Origin of the sequence: Microvirga sesbaniae, from assembly GCF_025460805.1 — a bacterium.
Classification (GTDB): domain Bacteria; phylum Pseudomonadota; class Alphaproteobacteria; order Rhizobiales; family Beijerinckiaceae; genus Microvirga; species Microvirga sesbaniae.
Genome location: NZ_JAMXFJ010000014.1, coordinates 13,141 through 32,723 on the forward strand (window position 1 = coordinate 13,141; position 19,583 = coordinate 32,723).

The 19,583-nt window shown below is 59.9% G+C and carries 27 protein-coding genes and 1 pseudogene; 23 read left to right on the forward strand and 5 right to left on the reverse strand.

What is annotated here, in order from left to right:
* Positions 1 to 54: 54 nt before the first annotated feature.
* Together OCW50_RS18625 and OCW50_RS18630 are read right to left on the reverse strand one after the other, a co-directional pair.
* A complete protein-coding gene (locus OCW50_RS18625) occupies positions 55 to 594 on the reverse strand; it encodes a hypothetical protein (RefSeq protein ID WP_262267299.1) in 540 nt (179 codons plus the stop codon).
* A 239-nt stretch (positions 595 to 833) separates the two neighbouring features.
* Entirely contained in the window at positions 834 to 1,883 is a 1,050-nt protein-coding gene (locus OCW50_RS18630) for a hypothetical protein (RefSeq protein ID WP_262267298.1), read from the reverse strand.
* Between OCW50_RS18630 and OCW50_RS33435 the strand changes: the two are divergent.
* Positions 1,788 to 2,081: pseudogene (locus OCW50_RS33435) on the forward strand (Eco57I restriction-modification methylase domain-containing protein); the annotation flags it as partial. The gene OCW50_RS18630 and the pseudogene OCW50_RS33435 overlap by 96 nt on opposite strands.
* Here the strand turns inward: OCW50_RS33435 and OCW50_RS18635 are convergent.
* Positions 2,001 to 2,162, reverse strand: coding sequence for a hypothetical protein (locus OCW50_RS18635; RefSeq protein ID WP_262267297.1), 162 nt, complete (start codon positions 2,160 to 2,162; stop codon positions 2,001 to 2,003). The pseudogene OCW50_RS33435 and the gene OCW50_RS18635 overlap by 81 nt on opposite strands.
* Positions 2,163 to 2,202: 40 nt before the next feature.
* Between OCW50_RS18635 and OCW50_RS18640 the strand changes: the two genes are divergently transcribed.
* From OCW50_RS18640 to OCW50_RS18675, 8 genes are read left to right on the forward strand one after another with little or no spacing between them, the layout of a single operon-like run.
* Positions 2,203 to 2,934, forward strand: a complete 732-nt coding sequence (locus OCW50_RS18640) for a hypothetical protein (protein WP_262267296.1) — start codon at positions 2,203 to 2,205, stop codon at positions 2,932 to 2,934.
* Positions 2,935 to 2,971: 37 nt separating this feature from the next.
* Positions 2,972 to 3,322 (forward strand): hypothetical protein, encoded by a 351-nt coding sequence (locus OCW50_RS18645; protein WP_262267295.1) that lies wholly within the window; start codon positions 2,972 to 2,974, stop codon positions 3,320 to 3,322.
* A 26-nt stretch (positions 3,323 to 3,348) separates the two neighbouring features.
* Positions 3,349 to 3,918, forward strand: coding sequence for a hypothetical protein (locus tag OCW50_RS18650; RefSeq protein WP_262267294.1), 570 nt, complete (start codon positions 3,349 to 3,351; stop codon positions 3,916 to 3,918).
* 5 nt (positions 3,919 to 3,923) lie between these two features.
* Positions 3,924 to 4,988, forward strand: coding sequence for a phosphoadenosine phosphosulfate reductase domain-containing protein (locus OCW50_RS18655; protein WP_262267293.1), 1,065 nt, complete (start codon positions 3,924 to 3,926; stop codon positions 4,986 to 4,988).
* An 8-nt stretch (positions 4,989 to 4,996) separates the two neighbouring features.
* On the forward strand, positions 4,997 to 5,623 hold the full coding sequence (locus tag OCW50_RS18660; protein WP_262267292.1) for a hypothetical protein: 627 nt from the start codon (positions 4,997 to 4,999) through the stop codon (positions 5,621 to 5,623).
* A 5-nt stretch (positions 5,624 to 5,628) separates the two neighbouring features.
* The gene (locus tag OCW50_RS18665) at positions 5,629 to 6,087 is read left to right on the forward strand and encodes a hypothetical protein (protein ID WP_262267291.1); all 459 of its coding nucleotides are present in this window, start codon (positions 5,629 to 5,631) and stop codon (positions 6,085 to 6,087) included.
* A 43-nt stretch (positions 6,088 to 6,130) separates the two neighbouring features.
* On the forward strand, positions 6,131 to 7,006 hold the full coding sequence (locus tag OCW50_RS18670) for a hypothetical protein (RefSeq protein ID WP_262267290.1): 876 nt from the start codon (positions 6,131 to 6,133) through the stop codon (positions 7,004 to 7,006).
* A gap of 22 nt (positions 7,007 to 7,028) precedes the next feature.
* Positions 7,029 to 7,430, forward strand: coding sequence for a hypothetical protein (locus OCW50_RS18675; RefSeq protein ID WP_262267289.1), 402 nt, complete (start codon positions 7,029 to 7,031; stop codon positions 7,428 to 7,430).
* A gap of 135 nt (positions 7,431 to 7,565) precedes the next feature.
* Here the strand turns inward: OCW50_RS18675 and OCW50_RS18680 are convergent, their stop codons facing one another.
* Positions 7,566 to 9,263: a methyl-accepting chemotaxis protein gene (locus OCW50_RS18680; protein WP_262267288.1), complete on the reverse strand. Its 1,698-nt coding sequence runs from the start codon at positions 9,261 to 9,263 to the stop codon at positions 7,566 to 7,568.
* A gap of 247 nt (positions 9,264 to 9,510) precedes the next feature.
* Between OCW50_RS18680 and OCW50_RS18685 the strand changes: the two genes are divergently transcribed.
* The 8 genes from OCW50_RS18685 (at position 9,511) to OCW50_RS18720 (ending at position 15,373) form a co-directional block, all read left to right on the forward strand.
* Positions 9,511 to 9,846 carry a hypothetical protein gene (locus tag OCW50_RS18685; RefSeq protein WP_262267287.1) on the forward strand — a complete coding sequence of 112 codons (336 nt, stop codon included), beginning with the start codon at positions 9,511 to 9,513 and terminating at the stop codon, positions 9,844 to 9,846.
* Entirely contained in the window at positions 9,843 to 10,214 is a 372-nt protein-coding gene (locus OCW50_RS18690) for a hypothetical protein (RefSeq protein WP_262267286.1), read from the forward strand. The genes OCW50_RS18685 and OCW50_RS18690 overlap by 4 nt, the downstream gene beginning before the upstream one ends.
* Before the next feature lie 52 nt (positions 10,215 to 10,266).
* Entirely contained in the window at positions 10,267 to 10,641 is a 375-nt protein-coding gene (locus OCW50_RS18695; protein WP_262267285.1) for a hypothetical protein, read from the forward strand.
* A gap of 470 nt (positions 10,642 to 11,111) precedes the next feature.
* Positions 11,112 to 11,327 carry a hypothetical protein gene (locus tag OCW50_RS18700; protein WP_262267284.1) on the forward strand — a complete coding sequence of 72 codons (216 nt, stop codon included), beginning with the start codon at positions 11,112 to 11,114 and terminating at the stop codon, positions 11,325 to 11,327.
* Between the two features lie 544 nt (positions 11,328 to 11,871).
* Entirely contained in the window at positions 11,872 to 12,081 is a 210-nt protein-coding gene (locus OCW50_RS18705) for a hypothetical protein (RefSeq protein ID WP_262298597.1), read from the forward strand.
* A gap of 91 nt (positions 12,082 to 12,172) precedes the next feature.
* On the forward strand, positions 12,173 to 12,538 hold the full coding sequence (locus tag OCW50_RS18710; RefSeq protein WP_262267282.1) for a nuclear transport factor 2 family protein: 366 nt from the start codon (positions 12,173 to 12,175) through the stop codon (positions 12,536 to 12,538).
* A 194-nt stretch (positions 12,539 to 12,732) separates the two neighbouring features.
* The gene (locus OCW50_RS18715; protein ID WP_262267281.1) at positions 12,733 to 13,452 is read left to right on the forward strand and encodes a hypothetical protein; all 720 of its coding nucleotides are present in this window, start codon (positions 12,733 to 12,735) and stop codon (positions 13,450 to 13,452) included.
* A gap of 28 nt (positions 13,453 to 13,480) precedes the next feature.
* The gene (locus tag OCW50_RS18720; protein WP_262267280.1) at positions 13,481 to 15,373 is read left to right on the forward strand and encodes a hypothetical protein; all 1,893 of its coding nucleotides are present in this window, start codon (positions 13,481 to 13,483) and stop codon (positions 15,371 to 15,373) included.
* A 74-nt stretch (positions 15,374 to 15,447) separates the two neighbouring features.
* Here OCW50_RS18720 and OCW50_RS18725 read toward each other — a convergent pair whose 3' ends face one another.
* A complete protein-coding gene (locus tag OCW50_RS18725) occupies positions 15,448 to 16,101 on the reverse strand; it encodes a LysE family translocator (RefSeq protein WP_262267279.1) in 654 nt (217 codons plus the stop codon).
* A gap of 200 nt (positions 16,102 to 16,301) precedes the next feature.
* Between OCW50_RS18725 and OCW50_RS18730 the strand changes: the two genes are divergently transcribed.
* The 6 genes from OCW50_RS18730 (at position 16,302) to OCW50_RS18755 (ending at position 19,575) form a co-directional block, all read left to right on the forward strand.
* Positions 16,302 to 16,673, forward strand: a complete 372-nt coding sequence (locus tag OCW50_RS18730) for a hypothetical protein (protein ID WP_262267278.1) — start codon at positions 16,302 to 16,304, stop codon at positions 16,671 to 16,673.
* Positions 16,674 to 16,740: 67 nt separating this feature from the next.
* Positions 16,741 to 17,358, forward strand: coding sequence for a hypothetical protein (locus tag OCW50_RS18735; RefSeq protein WP_262267277.1), 618 nt, complete (start codon positions 16,741 to 16,743; stop codon positions 17,356 to 17,358).
* A gap of 31 nt (positions 17,359 to 17,389) precedes the next feature.
* Positions 17,390 to 17,932, forward strand: coding sequence for a hypothetical protein (locus tag OCW50_RS18740; protein WP_262267276.1), 543 nt, complete (start codon positions 17,390 to 17,392; stop codon positions 17,930 to 17,932).
* Positions 17,933 to 18,231: 299 nt separating this feature from the next.
* On the forward strand, positions 18,232 to 18,726 hold the full coding sequence (locus OCW50_RS18745; protein WP_262267275.1) for a CYTH domain-containing protein: 495 nt from the start codon (positions 18,232 to 18,234) through the stop codon (positions 18,724 to 18,726).
* 15 nt (positions 18,727 to 18,741) lie between these two features.
* A complete protein-coding gene (locus OCW50_RS18750; protein ID WP_262267274.1) occupies positions 18,742 to 18,996 on the forward strand; it encodes a WGR domain-containing protein in 255 nt (84 codons plus the stop codon).
* Positions 18,997 to 19,230: 234 nt separating this feature from the next.
* Positions 19,231 to 19,575: a hypothetical protein gene (locus OCW50_RS18755; RefSeq protein WP_262267273.1), complete on the forward strand. Its 345-nt coding sequence runs from the start codon at positions 19,231 to 19,233 to the stop codon at positions 19,573 to 19,575.
* Positions 19,576 to 19,583: the final 8 nt, after the last annotated feature.

Consider the following 19,583-nt stretch of genomic DNA (forward strand, 5'->3'; position numbering starts at 1 on the left):
TCTCAGGCTTGGTGGCAGGCCCTAGAACCCTCCGGGACTGACAGTGATCTGTACCTAAAATTTCCCGCAACTCTCGAGCAGGGATTTGCGAAAGTCAGACTTCAAAAGATAAGGCTTTGTGCGCGCCATATGCTTGAAGGTGGAGATTGTCGATTCACACTCCTGGGGCGTGTCTGAAGGGAAGTAGCGCATACGGCAGTACTCTGGGCAGCCGGCGATTGAGAGGCCAAGGTTCCCCATAGCGTTCGGGTTTTTGGTTCTCTCAACAATTGTCTGCCGTCTTCTTATCTCCCGATCCAAGTAGATGATTGCGTCTGTGCACTGAGCCAAATCTCTTGGACCTCCGCACCAGGACTGATAGCTGGCGAGTTCCTTCGCTTTCTTTTCCTCTTCCGTCAAAGGCGCGGGGTGTTCAACTTTGGGCTTGGCCGGCTTGGAGGGCACCACAATTGGGCTTGGAAGCACAATGCCCAGATCCTCGATCCGGACGGGGTTGTCGGCGGCAGGAGTCGGGGGCGATGAGACTTCGACAGATTGTCCCGGCTGAACTGAGAGGCCAAAAGCGAGGAGGGCAGGGAGCAGGATGCGGATCATCCTCCTATGATGGCCCAGCAGAACGGCGTCTGGCAACAGCCACGCACCTATCCACTCCTCGTTGGAAGCTTATCGGCCCTGGCGAGTAACTTCAGGAGTATCGCACCATAGGCCCGCCGAGGAACACTCTCGGAGCGGAACCGAGGCATTAGGATTAAATTTCATTCCGCAAGTGACACTCCAGTCCAATCGCGACTCCACTCTTCCAAAATATGTGGAACAATTTCTTCGATTGACTGTCACCAAGCTGCCCGAGGGAGCCGTCGCTTCCAGCGCTCCCCTCGGGGTAAATGGTCTACCGATGCGACTGCTTTCCGTTTTCCCTTTGAGATCGGCAACGGGACCACAACCGCCGATGTCCTTGGCGCTAGGCTCACCTTGACCAACGGCGTCTCGTGAGCTTCCTCGACTTCGACAGACGAGGCTACCGGCGAAGCTACTGCTTTGCGTCTGCGACTGGGCGCTTGTGCCTTTACCTCCACCTGCACAGTTTCTTCAACCTGCTGCTCTGATGGCAGCTCAAGCTCTGGCACAGCGGGAGCAATTGGAAGGCTTTCAAGAATTCGGCGCTCAACGACCGAAGTCTCTGTTTTGCTCGCGGCAGACCGCTCCTGGTTTGCTGGAGGGCGCGCAGGAGGGAACAGCTTTTGTTTCGGCTCCAGAACAAACCGCTCGAATGTCGAAGGTTTGTGAGCTGAGAGCTTTGAGCGTTTTACTTCGAATGTAAAAGATGGGGATGTTTTCTTCATCTGAGAAACAACCATGTCCCACGTATCGGCCTGCACCGTAGGGGACAATGGATAAGAGATTCTTTCCAAAACGGATCGGGAACGGACCTGACATCTTGAACACAGGTCTTGGGTAAACCCCAAAACTGCATCGGCCAAGCCTGCGGATACATAGCACAGCCCGATGATGAGGCAACATCCACAATGCTCGATCTGTTTGACGCGGCTGGTGATCTCTCCGCCGCTATTGAAGCTCTCCATGCCGCAACAGCCCTTTACACAGCAGAGCCCGTGGTCGACGTTCTCCTTGACCGGATCGGCTGGCCAGATGCCGACGGCGGGCTCGTAGATCCCAGCGCCGGCGACGGCATGTTCATGGTCCGCGCTCTGAGCCGCCTTGACCTCGCGCCCGATGATTTCCGGGAGGTCGCCCGGGTTCAGGGCTGGGAGCTTCATCCCGGTGCCATGCGATCTGCCCGGGAGCGGGTGCAATTCCACCTCATTTGCAATGGCTGGTCGGTCGCTTCCGCCCACAAAGCCGCCCAGGCCATCGTTCACCATGGGGACTTCCTCACCGGAGGTCCTGTGCCTAGCACCTTCCGTTTCTGTGCAGGCAATCCCCCTTACCTGCGCTACGGCCATCTGCCTGAGGTGCTAAAGGATCTCTACCGGCCCATCCTACCGGATTTCGCCCGAGGCGACCTCCTGCATGCTTTCCTCGACCGATGCGTCTACAACATGCCGCCCGACGGCATCATCGGTTTCGTCACCAGTGACCGGATCTGGGTGAACGACACGGCTGCCAACCTGCGCAAGCAGCTCGGGAACAAGGTAGGGCATCGACCACATCTCCCGGCTCGATCCTCGCTCCAGCTTCTACATGCCGAAGACCCGCCGGAAAGGGACACCTCCCCGTATCCACCCTGTCGAAGTCGTGCTCATTCCCTCAGCACAGGCCCGAATCCCTCTTGGCAAGCAACCTGTTTCGCCCGATGGCGCCCTGGATCAGCATGATGGGCCGACCCTCGCCGATATCGCCACTGTCCGCCTCGCGCCATGGCTGGGGCCGCATGGCATCTTCACGATCGACGCCCACCAGGTCGGACGCCTTGCCGATGCCGATCTTCTGCCTGCGGTGGACAGCGATGACATCGATCCTGCCACCGATGCGTTAAGACTGGCGACCCGCTACGCCATTCGCACTCACAAGGATCGGGAGCCGACGGGTGCTGGAAGGGACCATCTGCAGGCAACGATTGCCCGGATGCCCAAGCGAGGCCAAAAGGCACGTTGGTGGATGCCGCCTGAGGCGATCACCCTACCTCTCGATCGTCCGGCACTCCTGATCCCCCGCATCGGGCGAAAGATCCGGACCACCCTGCTGGAGCTAGGCATCCTCCCAATCAATCACAACCTCTATGTGGTCTCCGCCGGTCCAGATCACTCGCTCGAAACCATTCAGGAAGTCCTGCAGAGTGAGGAGACCCAAACGTGGGTCTTGAGAAACGCCCCGCCCCTCGAGAATGGCTATCTCGACATCAGGGCAGGGCTGCTGCGCCGGATTCCTGTTCCCGGATCTTTGAGCCCGAAGACGTCAAACGTCCAAGGCTAAACCCCAAAATTTGGATCCAAGGAAAAGGCACGCGGCCATGACTACTTGCATTTTCACCGACAACCTCAACTGCCGCGGACAATTCCGCCGGCTGCGTTCTGTCCGCGACGCCCTCGACGAGATCCATGCATCGTTCGGCACTGTCAAGGAACTGACTGTTCTAGACGGCAGTGATCGCATTCTGGCGTTCATCCCAACCCGCACAACGAGCGGGGAACTCAAGGTCTGGGACTACCGCACCAGCAAGTTCACCGACCCTAAGATACTCTTGAGGTCTGGCGCGATCTTCGCCTCATCCGTCGCCAGCGACGAAATGCAAGAAGCCTTCCAGCGCGAGATTCTCGACCGCGAGATCTCCGGCGCTGCGCCGTTGCCGCTGGCTGCCTAATCTTTCCCCCATCTCAGGACTATTCCATGAACGCTCTTGATGAGAAGCGTCGCCTTGCGGCTGACGAAGAATGCAGCACGTTCGATTTTGGCTATGAGGTTAAGGACGCCTCAGGCTGGGAGTGGACGACCCCCGGTAACCACTGGGAGAAGCCGATCTTCTTCTTCGGAGATGATCGGGATGCGCCATCGATCCGGGGCACCTTTCACATCACGTTCCACGATAGATCGGACGAGATCGCAAAATCTCACGCCAACATCCTCGGCCACGTGATCAGAGGCCGCTCATCCCCTCAACCCGCTATCCTGGCGCCAACAGCCGCACTTCCTGAGACGAAGATCGTGAAAATCGTCTACCAGGTTGTCGCCTTGATGCCTGCTGCCGACGCTCATTGGGCGCAGCACTCCAGGGCTGAAAAAGCCCTCCGCGAGATTGATGAGGGTGATTGGATCGGCTGCGAAATCGTCGGCTCGGTCGAGCACATTCCTGACGACGAGGTCCGTGACGAGCTCCTCGCGATCGGCAACGACGGCACGTTCTTCGATGACGTCCTCAATGATGACGAGGACGGGTCCGCGTCTTCAGGCCAGGAGTAGATCCCGTGGAACAGCTTGCTCTGTTTTCGTTTCCTGAACTCCCGCCGCCGATTGAGGTTTTCGAAGACAGCACGGCTCTCGCTCGTCCAGACTTCACCTCATACGACTACGTACTCATAGCGTTTTCCGGCGGGAAAGATTCGCTGGCCTGCCTTTGCGTAATCATTGAAAATCTTATCGAAGCCGGCGTTCCTCTTGAGAGAGTCGAACTATGGCATCATGATATCGATGGCCGCGAGGGATCGTCTTTGATGGACTGGCCGGTTACTCGCGCGTACTGCGAAGCCGTTGCCAAGGCGTTTGGGCTCAAACTCTACTTCTCCTGGCGCGAAGGCGGCTTCGAGCGCGAAATGCTGCGTGAGAACAGCCGCACCGCGCCTACACATTTTGAAACGCCCAACGGCCTCAGAAGTGGTGGGGGACAGGGCGGAAAATTTGGTACCCGCCGGAAGTTCCCGCAGGTCAGCGCCGACCTCTCCGTGAGGTGGTGTTCGAGCAGCCTCAAGGTGGACATTTCTTCGATGGCGATCACCAATCAAGATCGCTTTCTCGGAAAACGAACCCTGTTTGTCACTGGAGAAAGGGCCCAAGAATCCGCAGCCCGGTCGAAATACCTGACTTTCGAGCCGCACAGGACTGATCGTCGAAACGGCACCCGCCGGATGCGCCATGTGGATCATTGGCGTCCAATCCACGGCTGGAAGGAAGAGCAGGTTTGGGCCATCATCGAGAAGTTTAGCGTCCGGCCTCATCCTGCCTATGATGCTGGTTTCGGCAGAGTTTCGTGCATGAATTGTATCTTCATGTCAGCCAACCAAGCCGCGACGATCCAAGCCTTCGCTCCCGAGAAACTCGCGCCAGTTGCTGCCTACGAACAGGAATTCGGCTGCACGATCCATCGGACTCTGACCGTCCTAGAACGCGCGGCCAAAGGCACTCCCTATGAAGCTGCCTCGGAGGCCTCCATGGAACGCTGCCTGTCCGAAAGCTTCGACGAGCCCATGATCCTGCCTCCTGGCCAGTGGAAGCTGCCCGCAGGTGCCTTCGGCGAATGTGCCGGCCCAACGTGAGATCCCGCATGAACCGCATTATCAGATCGTACATCGCCATGATGTGCGGACCCGACGGCCTTGAGCAGACGGTTACCATAGAGGTCGAAAGCCGCCCGGATACTCCGATGCGGGACGATGCCGGGGACATTCTCCAGGCCGCTCAAAAGCGATGTGCTGCCGGAGTCGTCGACTACGACAGCTTCAATTCGGATAGCGAGTACCTGAATATGGTCGACGCCAGGGCCGCTGAGTACCACGTCGTTTCTATCCGGAAACCAGGTCAACCCGTTAGGTTCGCCTACGAAGGTTATGTCGGTGAGAACGACGAGGCAGTCTTCAGCGGCCCGGTTATCGCTGTTGACACCGACGAAGCCGACTTCGCCGCTCGCTGGGGGATCGCTCTCCAAGCAGGAACCCTGAAAGGGAGCGCCTTTTTCGATCCGGAACTCTTTTCCGAGGCTCTGGAATCCGTCGAGGTTGTCCGCTGCAGCGATCACCCTGTCAGCCTCCCGGAACTCGTCAGCAGCGCTCGCACCCTCATAGCCGCCCATGAACGTGGCGAGCCAATCTCTGACTTGATCGACGAGCTCGCGGTTCTGACCGCCCTTGTCCCCATCCACACTCCAGAAGCCGCACCTGCAGCGAAGGACTGATCGCTATGACCAGCTATTTCATTGACGTGCGCTTTGAACGCCAATTGAGTGATGATCTTCCCATTTTGAACCTGCCGGATGCCGTAGTCCGCGACGAACGACGCCTCGGCGGCCACCTCGTTCGTCAATTTGTTCTCGAACTCCAGGAGGCCTACGACACCTCATCGGTTGCAGGACACTTCGAGGTGGAGCGGGTCGTTCTCAGCTCCGGTGAGGACATCTGGCGTCATGGCGACCCTGTTCCCCCGTATTCGCTGGAAGAGGCCGTCGCGGAACTCCTGCCTGAGATCGACAAGGTGAAGGGGAGCCTTCCCGAAGAGGTTCAGCACCGCCTCGCGAAGGTGGCTAAGCTCCTGTCCGTCACGCCGGCTGTTCCGCAGGCACAAGCGCCCTCCGGGGAGGAAGGCACGCCGATGGATCTTTCTCCGATCGCCCGTATCCCGGCTCCCGCCGTCGCAGCCTGACTTGTTTCGGGCCCCGTCCTGAATTCCACCTCAAAGGGTTCCCATGACACCCGCAGCACAAGAAACCGCCATCCGCGAATACGTGGTCCTTTTCGAGGGCGGCGACGCTCCCGTCCATGTCAAGTTGGATGTTCCAGCTCGGCGCCCGATGATCGATAACTTCCTCCCAGCGGTCGCCAAAGCCCGCGAGCTGAACTCTGCCTTCGATGCCGACGCCGAGACCCGCCGCATTACGGCATTCCGTAAGGCCGGGACGCCTGTCCGCTACAAGGTCGAGGGGGAATATACGAACGGCGGAACACCTCCGACCTGGACCGATGCAGTCTACGCGGTGGATGATGAGTGCGCCGAATTTCAGTGCAAAATGGCGGTTGCCATCAATGAAGGTTGCTCGTTCACGAACCTGGTCGATCTCCGTAAGTCGATGATCCTGATCCCGGTCATCCACTTGGAGCAGGAGCCGTACTCTAAGGACGACATCACAGCTGCTCTTGCCAACTTCCTGTCGGCTTACAATGCCGGCGAAAATGTCGTCAACCACGTCGCCTCCCTGACCCTCATGGCGGAAACCTGTGGCCACAATGTCTGGAAGCCAGGTCCTTCCGCCCCGCCGAGAGGATTGACGCCCCGGTTCGGCGAAGAGGCCTACAACAGGATCATCGAAACCCCAATCCGGGCCATCGACTTCCGCCTCGTCCTTGAGCCCTCAAGCGGGTTAGCGAGCGTCACCAACCGCGAAGACGACGGACACATTCCGACGGACGACAGCGCGGCCTACGCCCAGGTGCTAAGTGCAGCTCCCAGGATGGCCCATGCGATCCGGCGGGCGCTCCCTTGGATTGAGGAGACCGGCATCGCAGATTCCGATCCTCCCGAGTACCTCGCCTTGAGAAACGCCCTCGACAGGGCAATCGGCTGAAACCAGATCCCCGGAGGACATCATGAGCGCAGTTTCTCTCTTCTCGACACCGGAAGTCATCGAGGAATACGCCAAGCCGGATCAGGACATCTTCGGAAACCCGATCCAGGTCGGAGCCACGGTCCGCACCTTCAATCTAGCGACGTTGCTCAATGATGGCCGCGTCTATGGGATGGATACCCGGATTACCGCCTCGAACAGAGTGGATTTCATTGAGGGCAAAGTAGTCGCCATAGGCGAGGTCGTGCACGAAGGCTGCCCCCGGTACACGATCCAGATCACCCGTGAGTGCTATGGCGCCGCAGGGGTCGACACTTCCGACGTCTGCTATGGCGTTGGTCACTTGGTCTACCCGCCGGTCAACGGCACCCCGAAGTCTCTCGGAGGGGTCACCTTCGGGGTAGTCGCTATCGGTCCAGTGTAGCGGCGGTTCGCTTGCCACAAAAAGAAAGGCGCCCCTCCCAGTAGGGGCGCCTTCCGTTTTCAGCTCACCGCGGGAGCGGGCCGCCCGACGAACTGGGGTTCGCCGGAATTCGCCATATAGCTCCGAAAGCTTGCCTTAAGCTGCCTTCACGCCCCGGAGGAACTGGCCGACTTCGTCGCCGAGGCTGTTGGAATGGCGAGCCAGTTCCTGAGCAGCACTCAGGACCTGAGAGGCCGCCGCCCCGGTCTCGCCGGCACCCCGGCGCACATCGCCGATGTTCCCGGTCACATGCTCGGTGCCACGAGCAGCCTCCTGGACGTTACGGGCGATCTCGCCCGTGGCTGCGCCTTGCTCTTCCATGGCGGCCGCGATCGAAGTCGAGATCTGGGACATCTCCCCGATGGTCTGGGTGATCGTCTGGATCGCCTGGACCGCCTCGCGGGTCGCCTGCTGCACCGACGCGATCTGCTGCGAGATCTCGTCCGTGGCCTTCGCCGTCTGGTTGGCAAGCTCCTTCACCTCGGAAGCCACAACCGCAAAGCCCTTACCCGCTTCACCGGCACGCGCAGCCTCAATGGTGGCGTTGAGCGCCAGCAGGTTGGTCTGGCCTGCCACCGAGTTGATCAAGGCAATAACATTGCCAATCCTCTCGGCCGTGGCAGCAAGCTGCTGAACGATCGTATCGGTACGCTGGGCGTCCTGAACCGCGCGCTCGGCAATCCGCGAGGATTGGGTCACCTGGGAGGCGATTTCCCGGATCGAGATCGACAACTCCTCCGTGGCCGCAGCCACCGTCTGCACATTGGCCGAGGTCTGCTCGGCCGCCGAGGCGGCGCTGACCGTCTGGTTGTTGGTCTGGTCGGCGATGGACGTCATGGTTTGGGCGGTCGCCTCCATTTCGGTCGCAGCCGAGGCCAGCCCCTGGGTCATGGCCGAGACATTGCGCTCGAAGTCCTTGGTCAGCTGATCAAGGACCTGGGCCCGGCGCATCTTGGCCTCATCCTCGGCCGCCTGCTCCGCCGCCAGGCGGCGCGCCTCGATGGCGTTGTCCTTGAACACCTGCAGCGAGCGGGCGAGTGCCCCGACTTCGTCTTTGCGCTCAGTGCCGGTCACAGGAATATCAAGCTCCCCTCCGGCCAAGCGACCCATCGCTCCTGTCATCGATCCCAGTGGACGGGCCACGCCCAAGAGGACAATCGAGCAGATCAGGCCGATAGCCACTGCAATGCCGCCCGCGGCAGAACCGATCAGCCACCATCTGGTGCTCAAGGCATCGTCATTCGCTTGGTCTTTGGCTTGGTTCAGTTCGAGAGCGATACCCTCGACGCTCATGGTAATCTGATCCCGCAGAGCACGGCGCAGATCACGCGCGGAGCCATTCGTAATCTCGGTAGCCTTGCCGTCGTTGCCTGCCATGGAGGCAGCAAGGCTCTGTTCCAGCAATTTGAAGTAGTTGAGAGTGGCATCCCGTAGATTCTCATTGAGCTTACGGAATTCCGCAGAGCTCGAAGAATCTACAATCCAATTAAGATCGTCCGTTGCCTTCTTGGTTGCGGTCTTAAAAGCGTTATCCACGCTTTTGACGCGCTCCGGTAGATTCTTGGGCGTCAGGATCATGCTTTTTTCCTGAATCGACGCCTCATTGATCTGCGTATTAACGCTCTGAACCATGCTCAGGCGCTTGGCGTCACTGTCGACAATGCGCTGGGTGTCCGCAGCCATGTCATCAAGGCCTGACACGGCCATCACGATTAGGCCAATAGCAATCGCAACAAAGACCACGACCGGAATGGCGATCTTCGTAAGGATCTTCAGATTATTGAGGAGTCTCATCGTCTTTCGTTGGCCCGCTCGCATCGCCGCGAGAAGCGCACGCCCCCTGACGCGCATAAATCAGGCGGGGCAAAAATTCGTCATAGACGTGAAGAAGACATTAAGCTTACCGCTAAATCTTAGCTGAATAATTTCTCTACGTACTTCCCCTTATCTTCAATTGCGCCGTTTTGGGTCTGAAATTCTAAACACGCTGTTCATGTTTAGACATGAACTATTCCATTCATGTCCCCAGAAAGGATTGCGTATGCGCAGGCTCAACTACGACACGCTGAATATCATCGTTGCCGTTCAGCGCCTCCGGAGCTTCATGATCGCCGACAGCGCCATCCGAGAAGCCGCCGGCCACGAGTCGCCAAGCTGGTTCAAGTCGGCGGAATCCTACTACTCCGAGATTCCGGATTGCGTGATGAAGGTCGCCGGGCTGCACAAGAACCGCAGCGACTTCGAGAAGGTTCTGAACTTCGAGGTCACGGACGAGATGCTGAAGACGAACCACAACAAGCTGTCGATATTCGAATTCCCGGCAGATGATCGCGACGAGTACCGCGCTGAGACGGGAGTAGTCGCCGTCGCATCATGACCCGGCCCCACGACATCAAGGCGCCCGACGGCTACCTCCTCGGCGGCCTTCGGCGGGTCCGGAACGACGGTACCATCCTCTTCCAGCGCGGGTGGTGGAAAGCTCCGGCCGAGTGGATCGGCAAGGAAGTCTGGGTACACGAGGACGAATTGGGAAGTCCTGGCATGCGCGACCGGGAGGTGATTATCAGGGCCGCTCCTCCAGGTGTCTACATCGCGACCGCAATCCTCGAGGGTGTTGCTGTCGTCTGCCATCGCACGGATCGGCCGGACGCGAAACTCGGATGGCGCGATCCCGTCAAACTGGCATGGGCAAACCGCCACAATGAGGCTCCGGCTCCTAAGCCTGAAACGGCAGATACCCAGTAAGGACGGAGTTCTGGATTCTTCGACGGGCAAAGGCAGTTAAGGATCCCCAAAAATGATTCAGCATGGCACGGCCCCTTTCCTCGAATGCTCCAGCCGCGGAGATCGCCGCTTCAGTGCCTTCGCGGCCCGGCTCAAGGGCCGTGGAAACAAGTCCATTGAAGAGATCTATCAGGCCGCAAAGCGTTTCCAGGACGGTTCGACCGGCTTGGCCTGGCGCGAAGCCAAAGGCAAGCGTGCCGTGAATGCCGACGAGGTGAGGGCGCTCTACTCGGTGCTCTGGGATGAATACGTCGCCGAGAACCCGCACCTCCTGCCGGTTCTGACGAGCGCCAGCGGCCTGCAGGACCTGTTCGGTCAGGCCGGCCACGCCTGCCAAGCAACTGAGCTCTGGCGCATTCGATGCGCCGCGCTGGGGCTTCTCGCATAGATTAGAGGCAATCATGACAGAATGTCCCGCGCTCTCCACCCTCGCACGGAAAGCCCTCGATGTGCTGAGACGGGGTGGGGAGTTCCGTTACGCCCTTGAGACCAACAGCTTCACAAAGCGTGAGCAGTTTAAGGCACGCCTCAGGACCGCCTCCGGCCGGACAGTTCGCGGCATCGGCATTAGCACGATGTATGAACTGAAGGGTCAGGGACTAATCGCGCCCGCAAACAGCACATCGGTATCCACCTATTACCGCTTGAACCCGTCGCCCTGCAGTAATCACGCAGGCGAAATTAACAATTGTGCGTCTCAGGGGTAGAATCGAGAGACGAATTCTGGTATTGAAGCTGCCCCGCGGATCTTCCGCTCGGTTCACAGCCACAGCCAGAGGAGGCGTTACATGTCTATGCGACTTTGCACGTACCAACGCGCCGCTTTCCTCGTCATGACCTATGCTGCTGGTGGCTCCCATGAAACCGACCGTCTTCCCTCTGCCCTTGGTAGGGTTCGCCTTCCGCTTTGAACTCCTTCGCGTGCCGCGTAGGCCTGCGAACGATCACAAGCGACCTCTAGCAACAGCCGAACTCGATCATCTCCTGCGCCACGAACTCAAGCAGGCGCTGCGTAACGAACTCAACCCGCATATGCTGCGTGATGTTGGTGTCGACCGCAGCCGAGCCGAGTGATGTTTCGACGGTGCGGTCCAGTGATCCCGCTCGGAACTGATGATGTGCGCCGCCACACAGTGGTGCGTCGTGCGTGCATCTACAAAGAACGTGCGATGCCGGAACACATCGCACGCGCCCTGGTGGGAGGTCTGGTGCTCAGCCTCCTGCCGGGGCAATTCTGCTTATGCACAGCCTGATGTTGAACCGACGAGGCACTTGGCGTATTATCTTGCCGTGGTGTTGCAACCGGCATCACAACAATTCGCCCTGACAGTGAGCTCCGCACGGCTATCTCTGTCAGGGCGTTTTCGTTTGAGCAGCGTTGACGGAATTGCAACCGCTGCCTATCTCCCCACTGTGGTGTCATTCCCTTGGACCACGAACGCCTTGGTCGAGGTTTCCAAGACAGCACCTCTGCCAAGGCGTTGCTCTGCGTCTCGCAGACTGCCGAGCATACGCTCTGCTCCCGATCTCACCTGATGCGCCAAACGTTCACTCCGCCCGGAGTTTGAGCGCGCATGGGCATGTTCACACCCTTCGTTATCGCTCCCAAGGAGGATCAGTGACCTACTTCACCAACACCAGCCTTCGCCTTCTCGAAATGGCATCGACCAAGGCCAACACCGAATTCTCGCCGTGGTGGCTGGCTCTGAACGGAGAGTTGGCCAAGCGAAAGCTCCCCGAAGCCCGCTATGGCGATGCTCGGGACTATTACGAGACCGGCCATTCTCCGGAAACGGCGGCCGATGACATCCTCGCGACTGCCACGTAAAGCATTACCTCAGGCGTAATCGACCCGATGCTGCGTCTCCTCCATGGTCCTCATGCCGGGATTACCCCAGCCCACCATCAGGAGACATCTCATGACCGACGCCACCTCAATCGCCAACCGCTACATCGCTCTCTGGAATGAGACGAATGCCAACCGTCGGCAGGCGCTGCTGGCCGATCTCTGGACCGACGATGGTACTTACATCGACCCACTGATGCAGGGCAGCGGCCACAACCAGATCGGCGCCCTCATCAGCGCCGTGCACGAGCGCTTCCCCGGCTTTCGCTTCGCGCTGGTCGGTCAGCCCGACGGCCATGGCAGCAACGTCCGGTTCTCGTGGCAGCTCGGGCCAGAAGGGGTGGACGGGCCGATCAAGGGCACCGACTTTGCCACTCTGGACAATGGGCGCCTGAAGGAGGTCGTGGGTTTCCTCGACCAGGTTCCTGCAGCAGCCTAACACTCTTCCCCCTCAAGCGTTCAAGAGGCTGGTCCCGATTGAGTTCGGGTCAGCCTTTTTCTTTTCCAATTCTGCTCATCTGCCAGTCGGCATTTCTCAATCCCCAAGAGAAGAATCTCGACGGCGCGGGCTCGACGCAGGGTCGATCGAACCGCAACCCACCCTTACCGGCACAAAGTTGACCGGAGGATCCCATGACACATGATTTCAAGCTCAGGAACGGGCATCGCACCCGCGCGCTTTTGCACGCGGTTTCACTGATCAATGCCCAGGCCTGCAAACCCCTATACGAGCGTCGCTCTCGCCTTCTGAGCGACATTGTTCATTGCGCCTACCAGATCGGGACCATCGCTTCTGAGCGCTACAAGGCTTTTGAGGAATTCACTCTTGCGGGCCTAACTGAGAATACCTCCGAGTTGGAGATCGGAGCGCTGGCAAGCCACCTGCTCGGATACGTGGAAATCGCTCACACCTATCGCAGCGTCTGGGGTGTATGGATCGACCACTGCTCCCGCCCGGGGTTTCTGACCTTCCAACTACCGGAAGGAGCGATGAACCGTCAGCCGATGGCCGGCGAAATCCTCAACTTCAAGCGTGTTCACGAAGGAGGGCGGGGCGGAAGCGCCTCCTTCCTCCCCGTCGCATCCCTTTCCTGGGCCCTGTCGACCGAGGCCTCCGGGGTCGAGACGTATCAAGCCAGCCTCAAGGAACATGTCAGAATTCTGGAAGAGGAGATCTGCCCGGCGGTGATGGCGGAGTTCGCCCAGGTTCCAGCCTTCGTCCAGGCTTTCAACGACTGCGTCACCTATCAGGACATCGTAAAGATCTTTCCGGCCGTCGCCAGGATCCTCAAAGCCGATGACGAGCATCGCAACGACAATGCCGTTTCCGCTCTGCTCAACCTCGCCGGCTAACTCCCCTCGATATTCCAAGGCAATTGCAATGAACACGCTCACCACCACTTCCGTTGAAGCCACCCTCGGCCGCAAGCTCATCACCCGGGCGGATCAGTTCTTCAGCCACTCCCAAGACTGCATCATCGACGAGATGATTCAGAACTCCCGCCGCGCCAGGGCGAAATCCGTCCGGTTCACCCTCGAAGGCGGCGATCTCGTTATCGCCGACGATGGGCACGGACTGACGGCCGATAACGCCCACATCCTGCTGATGGCGGGCGGTAGCAAAAACGACGATGCGACGGAGACCTTTGAGGTGCCAGCGGGTTTGGGCTTCTTCGCGCTCTCTAAGTACGACGTCGTCGTACGCTCCCATGACTGGGAGATGCAGGTGCCGAAGGAGGCCTTCACGGGCGGCACGACCGCCGCACTCACCCGTGGTTTTCCCCATCAGGACGGACTCTCCATCCGGATCCGAGCATTCATCCCGCTCAAAGCCCTGGAGGAGCATGAGGGTAAACGCCTCGGCGAGATCATCGAGCGCTGCATCCGCTATTCCGGACTGACCGCCACTCTTGAAGGCTTTCCTCAGGAGGTGCCGACGGTGGTCCTGCCCAGGATCTTCCTTGATCACACCCTGGAGGACCACAAAGGCCAGATCACCGCTGTTACCTCCGAGACGATCCATGGCGTGACCATCAAGCTAGCCCGCGTTCGCGGCGAGTTCTGGCGGATGGACAAAACCAAGATCAACTTCTTCGGCAAGGTCATCAGCCTGAGCGACACCCAGGCCCGGCATCAGATCCCGGCCGCAGAGAAGACGGTCGAGTTGAGCACCGAGAAGAAGGCGTTCGTTGAGACCAGCTTCTGCACGATCGTCCTGATCGATGTGCACGATACGAGCCGCCTGAAGCTCAAACTGCCCGAACGCGATGTCCTGATCCAGGATGAGGGTCTGGACCTGATCTGGAAGACGGTCGAGCAGCTCTATTGCCGGATGATCTCGAACCCGGCCATCGTCAACGGTCTTCCGGCCGACCACCCCTTGCGCGGGACCTCGCCCTATCCCCTTCCGCGCCCCTCCTGCGTCGTCTCCAATCTCGCAGGCACCAGCTGGATGCCTGTCGACGGCGGCTTGATAGCGGCCGATGGCGACCGCTTGGAGCGCCATGAGATCGTCAGCGTGACCCTCGATTCCTACCACGTCCAGGAAAGTGGCTACCTGCAGTCGATGCTGGAGAACATCGTCGGGAGCGATGGCTGTGCACCCGTGACGCGGGTCATGTTCGAGGACCGAGACATCGACCAAGCGCTTGGAAAGGGGGTCGTTCCGCATGTGGTCGGCAACACCCTTGTGATCAAAGCCGAGGGCGACGAAATCCACGTGCCCCTCGACGATGGAGAGTCCGGCTACGCCCTCGAATATACCGAGGTCGGCGGTGCGATTGGCGATGCCACGGTCAAGATCGACGATCTCTACAACACGGTCGTGGAAGACCTTGCCCTGATGTTTACGATTGAAGACCCGCAGGGAGATGACAGAACCCTCTCGGCTCCCATCGCAGCGATCTACTTCAATCCCGACTGGGATACCTACGACCCTTATCTGATCATCGCCAAGGGTCGTGAGGACGAAGTCCAGACCCGCATGCTCCGGGGAGTCCCCTGGTACAATGATGAGGGCGGGGACTATTCCCTCCAGGAGGACAACCACAGCGCATCGTTCGCTACGCTGATTGCGAAGATCACTGGAACGTCGCGCTCCCACTTCCAGCGGGAGGTTCAGTCGGCTGTCCAAGACAAGGCGTATTCGCTCATGAGCGACGTCGAAGGAGAGGAGGAGACCATCGTGTTGAGGGTGATGGTGAGCCTGAAGAATGGCGGCTCTCCGGTTGTGACCGTTGAGCGTGACACACCGGTCCAGGCGGAAGCGGCTTGAGGGCGACAAGGGCGGTCATCGCGACCGCCCGTTTTCATGCAGAGCTCACATTATCCGCTGCTGGAGTTTAACGGCTACCGATTGTCGGACGTGACGAGCTTCACGGCCAATCCGCCCATGATTGTTGCCGTTATCCAACGTGCCGCTTGACGGATCCATCCGACGCTGGCCAGGCGAGTGGCGGCACGCGCGGTTACAAGCGCTACAAGAAGGTTCACGCTCGTCCCACCGACGTTGCACCACAGACCCAGAAGAAAGGTCTGGATCGCAGCCACTCCATGCACAGGGTCAATGAACTGGGGCAAGAACGCGAGGAAGAACAAGCCCACCTTCGGGTTCAGGAGGTTCACCATTGCTCCTGAGCGGAACACGGCCGCAGTGGAGCGGGGCACCTCCACGTCGTGTGAGTGGGTAGGCCCGCTGCGGATCAGGGTAAAGGCGATATAGATCAGGTACGCTGCACCCACCCATTTCAGGATGGTGAAGGCTGTCTGGGACGACGCGATGATCGCCGACAGGCCCAGAACTGCCGCCAGCAGATGGACCATCGAGCCTGCGCCGGCGCCAAGCGCTGCGGCTATCCCACCCTTAGCTCCGCCTCGGGCCGCTGATGTGGCGACAAACGTCATGTCGGCGCCTGGCGTGACATTGAGGGCGAAACTGGCAACCGCAAACGTCAGCAGGCGCGGCCAGTCTGGCAGGAGGTCCGAGCCAGCAATGTCAAACATGATTTCCTCCTCCGGTGAGGATCAAGCCGCGGCCTACACGTTGAGGAGATTGCCCCTCCCGACGAAGGGATAACGCCTGCCGGAAGAAGCCGTTGCGGCTAAGCTGGGCATACGAAACCAACAGAATTCTCGCTTTAACTCGGACATTGGGTGAACCCGACAGTTGGTCAAATCCCCGGAAAGGGTGAAGGGAGATCTCGATGCAGCTCACGCGCAAGTACCGCAGCCTCATCCGTCGTCTGGTCCGCGAACTGAATCGTAACAAGGTGAATTTCCTCGCCCGACGGGCCGATCTCAAAACGAGGATCGGGCAGCTGCAGGAAAGCGGCAAAGTCGCCATCGTTTATGGTGGCATCGATTGCGACGGCGGCCGCTGGGACAATCGCGTCTCCATGGTTCCCGCTATCCCGATGGCCGTGGAACGGTGGTACGACCGGTACGAGGCCCAAGCCGAAGGTCCTCAGTGGCAGACCCTCGAGAAGCCGTCGGTCGCCTCAGACCTCGTTGAGGATGATCGCGACCTTGCGCTGGAGGCCTTCGAGGACGGGCACTCTCACGTCCTCTTTGCCTGACGCCAGTCACTAGCGCCCAACCGTCACCCCTTCCTTTCCAGTTCTTCCGATGAATGGTGGTCCCGCCATGACGATGCGCCGCGCACATAACGACAACAGCCGATTTCACCTCGGCTTCCTTACGGTCAATCGCCAGGATGAGGGCACCAGAGCCGACGTCCGGGTCGACAAGCTGGACATCCACCTGACCGATGCGGTCTTCCAGGCCACGAATGGCGGCATATACCGCAAGCTCCGCGCAACCGCCCAAGATGGCACGACCTATTACGGCAGCGCGTTTGCCGGAAAGGAGCGCGATTTCACGAAGTCGATGACCCTGGTGGTCTACTTCGGATCAGACAAGCTCACGGTCCCGGTGCCGGTCGCCGACCTCGCCGTCGGCGACATCTCCTCGCTGGAACTCTCCTGCACCGTCGAGGCCTCGCACCAAAAGGCGCGTCCGATGGCCCCCGAGCCCGCGGCCAAGCCCACCGATCTTCAGGAAGATCGCCTCTGGTCCGTCACGGAAACCTTCATCCGGGCCCAGCCCATCAAAGCCAAGGATCAACTCACCAAGCTTCGGCGCGCCGTGACACTGATCTACCACCCGGATCAGTACGCCGAGAATGAGCGCGACATCCGGACCCGGATCATCGCCCGGGCCAACGACCTGATCGACAAGATCGGCCAGCAGATCGCCGCCTGACGCACCCGCCCGTTCACGAGGAACCCTGCCGATGGATAACCCCGCTACGCCGACCACACTTAAGACGGTCGCCGAACTGCTCAATGAAATCCAAAGCTACTTCGCCATTCTGGCGAATACCGAGAGGGTCTCGCTCTCGGACACCGAGGCGCCAGATGTCCTCTGCCTGCGGGATGCCACTGAGATCGGCTGTTCGGGCCTCGACCTCGTTGAGGAGCTTCGAAGCCGGCTCGACAAACCGGCCGATGAGGCCCTCAAGCCAGCCGCGACTGCCGGGGCCGACCCTCTGGCCGGTCTCAAGGAACTACCGCTCGACCGTGTCGTGACCCTCCATCTGAACTCGCGTCATTCCCTTACGGGAGCCATTGCTGAGGGTCCCGAGGACCAACTGGTCCTCTTCGAGCCTCGATCTGGCTCCTCGTGCCAGTACCACATGGTCCCGTTCGCCAGCGTCACCGCCTGGTCGGACATGCGGGGTGAGAAGGCTGAGCCGCTCTTCCTCTACGGACGGGAGTATCTGACTCGGCAGAAGATCAGCGAAAAGGAGAGGTCTCGGGCGGGGGTATGCGGCTGACCGGGGACTATCCTGCGGGTTTCAGGGGTTGCCTCGCCCTTGCCCCGTGATTACGAGAACCAAATCTCCTCAAATCCTTTCATTCCCTAAATTCCATGACCATTCGCCGCCGATTTCTCCTCGCCCCGTCTCTTGCCCGCCTCATTCAGCGGGAGAGAGGAGGTCTTCGCCAGGTCGAAGGCTTCTTCCCGGCACAATCGGACCGCACCTCCTGGGTCCGGCTCGAAGAGGATAGAGCTTTCCTCATCCTAAGAGCGGCTGGCCCTCATGGGGAGACGGAGGAACAGACCGAAGTTCCGGTGGCTCACGCCCACGCGCTCCTCGATGTCTGTGCCGGCGAGGTCGACTACGCCCGCACCAGGCTTCAGATCGGGGATCGCGCCGCCCTGGTGGACCAGACCTTCCGGCCACGCTCATTTCAGGTCGTTACGGTCGAATTCGATACGGACGGCGAGGCGAGGGGGTTCCGGCCACTCCCCTGGTTCGGTCCTGAGGTCACGGGCGATGACCGCTACACGAACCAGTCTTTGGCCTTGAGTGGGCTCAACGAGGCTCCAGAGGTTCCACTGTCCGACGAGGCGCTCAGCGGCCTGCTCGACACCCTCGAGAACCGGTTCCCAGTTCAGGCTCGTATCCCGGTAGCCCGCCCCACAGCCAAGCAGGTGCCGGTGACCAACTCTCCTGCCGCGCCAGTGACCCGCAGGGGCCAAGTTGCCACGGTCGATCTCGGCGAGCTCGAGGCGGCCATGATGGACGAAATGGAGCGTGCGCTCCAAAATAGCCGCTCCTCCTAAGGGACTTCGGCCCGGATGTCTGATGCCCGCTCGCCCATAAAGCACCACCTGGTGCTTTACCGGCGCGACCCGGAGCAGGGCAGGGCTCGCTTCTTCAGCCTGATGATCGAACGCGACCTGTTTGGCACCATCCGGCTGGTGCGGAATTGGGGAGCCGTTGGCTCCAAGGGCCAGGAGAAGGTCGATATCTACCCCGAGGAAGCCCAGGCCACCCGCGCCCTGGAGCTGTGGGCCGACGCCCAGAGGCGCAAGGGATACACGGACCTTTGACGAAGCCGCAGGAGTCGTCGCCTCTGCCGTTCAGGCTTTAAACCTGATCACCGCCATCATTGAGAACTGAAGCTTTTGCCCGGCATCGTTCCGTGGTTCCCATAATGCGAATTTTTGCGGCTCAGTTTTGCGTTCTATGCGCGTGCAAAGCCCAGATTTACCACTAGGAGCGATTTAGATTTTGAGCCTCCCCCACCGCGCGTTATGGATTTTCCCAAACCTGAAGGACGACCGATGGACGACAACATGGCCTACGCGCTCGCTTGGGGAGCGGCGAAAAGGATGGAAGCGACGGTAGATCAGTACGAGGAGGCCCTCGCCACCCTGCGTCGGCACATTGGCGACCTGAAATGGGAACTGATGCAGGAGCACGCCATGCGCCGCGGCCTGCAGAGTGAGCTCGGACACATGCACAAGGCGCATCCCGATTCTGTCTTCCTCAAGCCGACCTCGCTCAAGAAGCCGGACGGCTCGCCGATGACCGCCGGCGACATCATGTACCTCGCCGGGTTCAAGGACGCGATGAAGGAGAACGGGATCGACCCCGACGCCTACCTCCGGTTCCCTGAGAAGCTGTAAGCCTGCCC

Excerpts from the sequence above, each read along its gene's own strand:
- OCW50_RS18625 (WP_262267299.1), bottom strand. The coding sequence starts at position 594 with ATGATCCGCATCCTGCTCCCTGCCCTCCTCGCTTTTGGCCTCTCAGTT.
- OCW50_RS18630 (WP_262267298.1), bottom strand. The coding sequence starts at position 1,883 with ATGGTGAACGATGGCCTGGGCGGCTTTGTGGGCGGAAGCGACCGACCA.
- OCW50_RS18635 (WP_262267297.1), bottom strand. The coding sequence starts at position 2,162 with ATGCCCTACCTTGTTCCCGAGCTGCTTGCGCAGGTTGGCAGCCGTGTC.
- OCW50_RS18640 (WP_262267296.1), top strand. The coding sequence starts at position 2,203 with ATGCCGAAGACCCGCCGGAAAGGGACACCTCCCCGTATCCACCCTGTC.
- OCW50_RS18645 (WP_262267295.1), top strand. The coding sequence starts at position 2,972 with ATGACTACTTGCATTTTCACCGACAACCTCAACTGCCGCGGACAATTC.
- OCW50_RS18650 (WP_262267294.1), top strand. The coding sequence starts at position 3,349 with ATGAACGCTCTTGATGAGAAGCGTCGCCTTGCGGCTGACGAAGAATGC.
- OCW50_RS18660 (WP_262267292.1), top strand. The coding sequence starts at position 4,997 with ATGAACCGCATTATCAGATCGTACATCGCCATGATGTGCGGACCCGAC.
- OCW50_RS18665 (WP_262267291.1), top strand. The coding sequence starts at position 5,629 with ATGACCAGCTATTTCATTGACGTGCGCTTTGAACGCCAATTGAGTGAT.
- OCW50_RS18670 (WP_262267290.1), top strand. The coding sequence starts at position 6,131 with ATGACACCCGCAGCACAAGAAACCGCCATCCGCGAATACGTGGTCCTT.
- OCW50_RS18675 (WP_262267289.1), top strand. The coding sequence starts at position 7,029 with ATGAGCGCAGTTTCTCTCTTCTCGACACCGGAAGTCATCGAGGAATAC.
- OCW50_RS18680 (WP_262267288.1), bottom strand. The coding sequence starts at position 9,263 with ATGAGACTCCTCAATAATCTGAAGATCCTTACGAAGATCGCCATTCCG.
- OCW50_RS18685 (WP_262267287.1), top strand. The coding sequence starts at position 9,511 with ATGCGCAGGCTCAACTACGACACGCTGAATATCATCGTTGCCGTTCAG.
- OCW50_RS18690 (WP_262267286.1), top strand. The coding sequence starts at position 9,843 with ATGACCCGGCCCCACGACATCAAGGCGCCCGACGGCTACCTCCTCGGC.
- OCW50_RS18695 (WP_262267285.1), top strand. The coding sequence starts at position 10,267 with ATGATTCAGCATGGCACGGCCCCTTTCCTCGAATGCTCCAGCCGCGGA.
- OCW50_RS18700 (WP_262267284.1), top strand. The coding sequence starts at position 11,112 with ATGAAACCGACCGTCTTCCCTCTGCCCTTGGTAGGGTTCGCCTTCCGC.
- OCW50_RS18710 (WP_262267282.1), top strand. The coding sequence starts at position 12,173 with ATGACCGACGCCACCTCAATCGCCAACCGCTACATCGCTCTCTGGAAT.
- OCW50_RS18715 (WP_262267281.1), top strand. The coding sequence starts at position 12,733 with ATGACACATGATTTCAAGCTCAGGAACGGGCATCGCACCCGCGCGCTT.
- OCW50_RS18720 (WP_262267280.1), top strand. The coding sequence starts at position 13,481 with ATGAACACGCTCACCACCACTTCCGTTGAAGCCACCCTCGGCCGCAAG.
- OCW50_RS18725 (WP_262267279.1), bottom strand. The coding sequence starts at position 16,101 with ATGTTTGACATTGCTGGCTCGGACCTCCTGCCAGACTGGCCGCGCCTG.
- OCW50_RS18730 (WP_262267278.1), top strand. The coding sequence starts at position 16,302 with ATGCAGCTCACGCGCAAGTACCGCAGCCTCATCCGTCGTCTGGTCCGC.
- OCW50_RS18735 (WP_262267277.1), top strand. The coding sequence starts at position 16,741 with ATGACGATGCGCCGCGCACATAACGACAACAGCCGATTTCACCTCGGC.
- OCW50_RS18740 (WP_262267276.1), top strand. The coding sequence starts at position 17,390 with ATGGATAACCCCGCTACGCCGACCACACTTAAGACGGTCGCCGAACTG.
- OCW50_RS18750 (WP_262267274.1), top strand. The coding sequence starts at position 18,742 with ATGTCTGATGCCCGCTCGCCCATAAAGCACCACCTGGTGCTTTACCGG.
- OCW50_RS18755 (WP_262267273.1), top strand. The coding sequence starts at position 19,231 with ATGGACGACAACATGGCCTACGCGCTCGCTTGGGGAGCGGCGAAAAGG.